This window comes from Streptococcus oralis (genome assembly GCF_026782125.1).
GTDB classification, from domain to species: domain Bacteria; phylum Bacillota; class Bacilli; order Lactobacillales; family Streptococcaceae; genus Streptococcus; species Streptococcus oralis_CE.
Genome location: NZ_JAKUVY010000010.1, coordinates 1 through 5,196, shown reverse-complemented (window position 1 = coordinate 5,196; position 5,196 = coordinate 1). Strand labels below are relative to the sequence as shown.

Below are 5,196 nucleotides of genomic sequence, written 5' to 3'. Positions count from 1 at the left end.
GGTCCGTTGGTCAAGGGGTTAAGACACCGCCTTTTCACGGCGGTAACACGGGTTCGAATCCCGTACGGACTATGGTGTATTGTGGTTAGAAAAAACTTGGAAAAAAGTTTAAAAAATCTGTTGACAGAGGCAGGTAGCTGTGATATACTAATATAGTTGTCGCTTGTGAGAGAAGTGAGTGACAAAGACCTTTGAAAACTGAACAAGACGAACCAATGTGCAGGGCACTATAACTGATGTTATAGTACTGAACAATGAAAAAACAATAAATCTGTCAGTGACAGAAATGAGTGAGAACTCAAACTTTTAATGAGAGTTTGATCCTGGCTCAGGACGAACGCTGGCGGCGTGCCTAATACATGCAAGTAGAACGCTGAAGGAGGAGCTTGCTTCTCCGGATGAGTTGCGAACGGGTGAGTAACGCGTAGGTAACCTGCCTGGTAGCGGGGGATAACTATTGGAAACGATAGCTAATACCGCATAATAGTAGATGTTGCATGACATTTGCTTAAAAGGTGCAATTGCATCACTACCAGATGGACCTGCGTTGTATTAGCTAGTTGGTGAGGTAACGGCTCACCAAGGCAACGATACATAGCCGACCTGAGAGGGTGATCGGCCACACTGGGACTGAGACACGGCCCAGACTCCTACGGGAGGCAGCAGTAGGGAATCTTCGGCAATGGACGGAAGTCTGACCGAGCAACGCCGCGTGAGTGAAGAAGGTTTTCGGATCGTAAAGCTCTGTTGTAAGAGAAGAACGAGTGTGAGAGTGGAAAGTTCACACTGTGACGGTATCTTACCAGAAAGGGACGGCTAACTACGTGCCAGCAGCCGCGGTAATACGTAGGTCCCGAGCGTTGTCCGGATTTATTGGGCGTAAAGCGAGCGCAGGCGGTTAGATAAGTCTGAAGTTAAAGGCTGTGGCTTAACCATAGTACGCTTTGGAAACTGTTTAACTTGAGTGCAAGAGGGGAGAGTGGAATTCCATGTGTAGCGGTGAAATGCGTAGATATATGGAGGAACACCGGTGGCGAAAGCGGCTCTCTGGCTTGTAACTGACGCTGAGGCTCGAAAGCGTGGGGAGCAAACAGGATTAGATACCCTGGTAGTCCACGCCGTAAACGATGAGTGCTAGGTGTTAGACCCTTTCCGGGGTTTAGTGCCGCAGCTAACGCATTAAGCACTCCGCCTGGGGAGTACGACCGCAAGGTTGAAACTCAAAGGAATTGACGGGGGCCCGCACAAGCGGTGGAGCATGTGGTTTAATTCGAAGCAACGCGAAGAACCTTACCAGGTCTTGACATCCCTCTGACCGCTCTAGAGATAGAGTTTTCCTTCGGGACAGAGGTGACAGGTGGTGCATGGTTGTCGTCAGCTCGTGTCGTGAGATGTTGGGTTAAGTCCCGCAACGAGCGCAACCCCTATTGTTAGTTGCCATCATTTAGTTGGGCACTCTAGCGAGACTGCCGGTAATAAACCGGAGGAAGGTGGGGATGACGTCAAATCATCATGCCCCTTATGACCTGGGCTACACACGTGCTACAATGGCTGGTACAACGAGTCGCAAGCCGGTGACGGCAAGCTAATCTCTTAAAGCCAGTCTCAGTTCGGATTGTAGGCTGCAACTCGCCTACATGAAGTCGGAATCGCTAGTAATCGCGGATCAGCACGCCGCGGTGAATACGTTCCCGGGCCTTGTACACACCGCCCGTCACACCACGAGAGTTTGTAACACCCGAAGTCGGTGAGGTAACCTTTTAGGAGCCAGCCGCCTAAGGTGGGATAGATGATTGGGGTGAAGTCGTAACAAGGTAGCCGTATCGGAAGGTGCGGCTGGATCACCTCCTTTCTAAGGATAAGGAACTGCACATTGGTCTTGTTTAGTCTTGAGAGGTCTTGTGGGGCCTTAGCTCAGCTGGGAGAGCGCCTGCTTTGCACGCAGGAGGTCAGCGGTTCGATCCCGCTAGGCTCCATTGGTGAGAGATCACCAAGTAATGCACATTGAAAATTGAATATCTATATCAAATAGTAACAAGAAAATAAACCGAAAACGCTGTAGTATTAATAAGAGTTTATGACTGAAAGGTCAAAAAATAAGGTTAAGTTAATAAGGGCGCACGGTGGATGCCTTGGCACTAGGAGCCGAAGAAGGACGTGACAAACGACGATATGCCTTGGGTAGCTGTAAGTAAGCGATGATCCAGGGATTTCCGAATGGGGGAACCCAACAGGTACTACCTGTTACCCGCATCTGTTAAGGATGTGAGGAGGAAGACGCAGTGAACTGAAACATCTAAGTAGCTGCAGGAAGAGAAAGCAAAAGCGATTGCCTTAGTAGCGGCGAGCGAAACGGCAGGAGGGCAAACCGAAGAGTTTACTCTTCGGGGTTGTAGGACTGCAATGTGGACTCAAAGATTATAGAAGAATGATTTGGGAAGATCAGCCAAAGAGAGTAATAGCCTCGTATTTAAAATAGTCTTTGTACCTAGCAGTATCCTGAGTACGGCGGGACACGTGAAATCCCGTCGGAATCTGGGAGGACCATCTCCCAACCCTAAATACTCCCTAGTGACCGATAGTGAACCAGTACCGTGAGGGAAAGGTGAAAAGCACCCCGGGAGGGGAGTGAAATAGAACCTGAAACCGTGTGCCTACAACAAGTTCGAGCCCGTTAATGGGTGAGAGCGTGCCTTTTGTAGAATGAACCGGCGAGTTACGATATGATGCGAGGTTAAGTTGAAGAGACGGAGCCGCAGGGAAACCGAGTCTGAATAGGGCGCTTTAGTATCATGTCGTAGACCCGAAACCATGTGACCTACCCATGAGCAGGTTGAAGGTGCGGTAAGACGCACTGGAGGACCGAACCAGGGCACGTTGAAAAGTGCTTGGATGACTTGTGGGTAGCGGAGAAATTCCAAACGAACTTGGAGATAGCTGGTTCTCTCCGAAATAGCTTTAGGGCTAGCGTCGACATAAAGATTCTTGGAGGTAGAGCACTGTTTGGGTGAGGGGTCCATCCCGGATTACCAATCTCAGATAAACTCCGAATGCCAATGAATTATGGTCGGCAGTCAGACTGCGAGTGCTAAGATCCGTAGTCGAAAGGGAAACAGCCCAGACCACCAGCTAAGGTCCCAAAATAATTGTTAAGTGGAAAAGGATGTGGGGTTGCACAGACAACTAGGATGTTAGCTTAGAAGCAGCTATTCATTCAAAGAGTGCGTAATAGCTCACTAGTCGAGTGACCCTGCGCCGAAAATGTACCGGGGCTAAAACAATTTACCGAAGCTGTGGATACCTTTATAGGTATGGTAGGAGAGCGTTCTATGTGTGAAGAAGGTATACCGTGAGGAGTGCTGGAACGCATAGAAGTGAGAATGCCGGTATGAGTAGCGAAAGACAGGTGAGAATCCTGTCCACCGTAAGACTAAGGTTTCCAGGGGAAGGCTCGTCCGCCCTGGGTTAGTCGGGACCTAAGGAGAGACCGAAAGGTGTATCCGATGGACAACAGGTTGATATTCCTGTACTAGAGTATGTAGTGATGGAGGGACGCAGTAGGCTAACTAAAGCAGACGAATGGAAGAGTCTGTCTAAGCAGTGAGGTGTGAATTGAGTCAAATGCTTAATTCTATAACATTGAGCTGTGATGGGGAGCGAAGTTTAGTAGCGAAGTTAGTGACGTCACACTGCCAAGAAAAGCTTCTAGCGTTTAAACATACTCTACCCGTACCGCAAACCGACACAGGTAGTCGAGGCGAGTAGCCTCAGGTGAGCGAGAGAACTCTCGTTAAGGAACTCGGCAAAATGACCCCGTAACTTCGGGAGAAGGGGTGCTGACTTTATGTCAGCCGCAGTGAATAGGCCCAAGCAACTGTTTATCAAAAACACAGCTCTCTGCTAAATCGTAAGATGATGTATAGGGGGTGACGCCTGCCCGGTGCTGGAAGGTTAAGAGGAGTGCTTAGGAGTAATCCGAAGGTATGAATTGAAGCCCCAGTAAACGGCGGCCGTAACTATAACGGTCCTAAGGTAGCGAAATTCCTTGTCGGGTAAGTTCCGACCCGCACGAAAGGCGTAATGATTTGGGCACTGTCTCAACGAGAGACTCGGTGAAATTTTAGTACCTGTGAAGATGCAGGTTACCCGCGACAGGACGGAAAGACCCCATGGAGCTTTACTGCAGTTTGATATTGAGTGTCTGTACCACATGTACAGGATAGGTAGGAGTCTAAGAGATCGGGACGCCAGTTTCGAAGGAGACGTTGTTGGGATACTACCCTTGTGTTATGGCCACTCTAACCCGGATAGGTTATCCCTATCGGAGACAGTGTCTGACGGGCAGTTTGACTGGGGCGGTCGCCTCCTAAAAGGTAACGGAGGCGCCCAAAGGTTCCCTCAGAATGGTTGGAAATCATTCGCAGAGTGTAAAGGTATAAGGGAGCTTGACTGCGAGAGCTACAACTCGAGCAGGGACGAAAGTCGGGCTTAGTGATCCGGTGGTTCCGTATGGAAGGGCCATCGCTCAACGGATAAAAGCTACCCTGGGGATAACAGGCTTATCTCCCCCAAGAGTTCACATCGACGGGGAGGTTTGGCACCTCGATGTCGGCTCGTCGCATCCTGGGGCTGTAGTCGGTCCCAAGGGTTGGGCTGTTCGCCCATTAAAGCGGCACGCGAGCTGGGTTCAGAACGTCGTGAGACAGTTCGGTCCCTATCCGTCGCGGGCGTAGGAAATTTGAGAGGATCTGCTCCTAGTACGAGAGGACCAGAGTGGACTTACCGCTGGTGTACCAGTTGTCTTGCCAAAGGCATCGCTGGGTAGCTATGTAGGGAAGGGATAAACGCTGAAAGCATCTAAGTGTGAAACCCACCTCAAGATGAGATTTCCCATGATTATATATCAGTAAGAGCCCTGAGAGATGATCAGGTAGATAGGTTAGAAGTGGAAGTGTGGCGACACATGTAGCGGACTAATACTAATAGCTCGAGGACTTATCCAAAGTAACTGAGAATACGAAGTGTGAGGTTTTCTTGGTATTTGATAGATATTCAATTTTGAGTAGGTATTACTCAGAGTTAAGTGACGATAGCCTAGGAGATACACCTGTACCCATGCCGAACACAGCAGTTAAGCCCTAGAACGCCGGAAGTAGTTGGGGGTTGCCCCCTGTGAGATATGGAAGTCGCTTAGCT

2 tRNA genes and 3 rRNA genes are annotated in these 5,196 nt (G+C 49.5%); all 5 read left to right on the top strand.

The window, feature by feature from the left end:
• Positions 1–72, top strand: a tRNA-Glu gene (locus MK385_RS09055).
• 233 nt (positions 73–305) lie between these two features.
• Positions 306–1,852, top strand: a 16S ribosomal RNA gene (locus MK385_RS09050).
• 51 nt (positions 1,853–1,903) lie between these two features.
• Positions 1,904–1,976: transfer RNA gene (locus MK385_RS09045), tRNA-Ala, on the top strand.
• A gap of 124 nt (positions 1,977–2,100) precedes the next feature.
• Positions 2,101–5,003 (top strand): 23S ribosomal RNA (locus MK385_RS09040).
• A 76-nt stretch (positions 5,004–5,079) separates the two neighbouring features.
• A 5S ribosomal RNA gene (rrf, locus tag MK385_RS09035) occupies positions 5,080–5,195 on the top strand.
• Together the 16S, 23S and 5S rRNA genes with 2 tRNA genes alongside form the textbook arrangement of a ribosomal RNA operon.
• Position 5,196 lies beyond the last annotated feature (1 nt).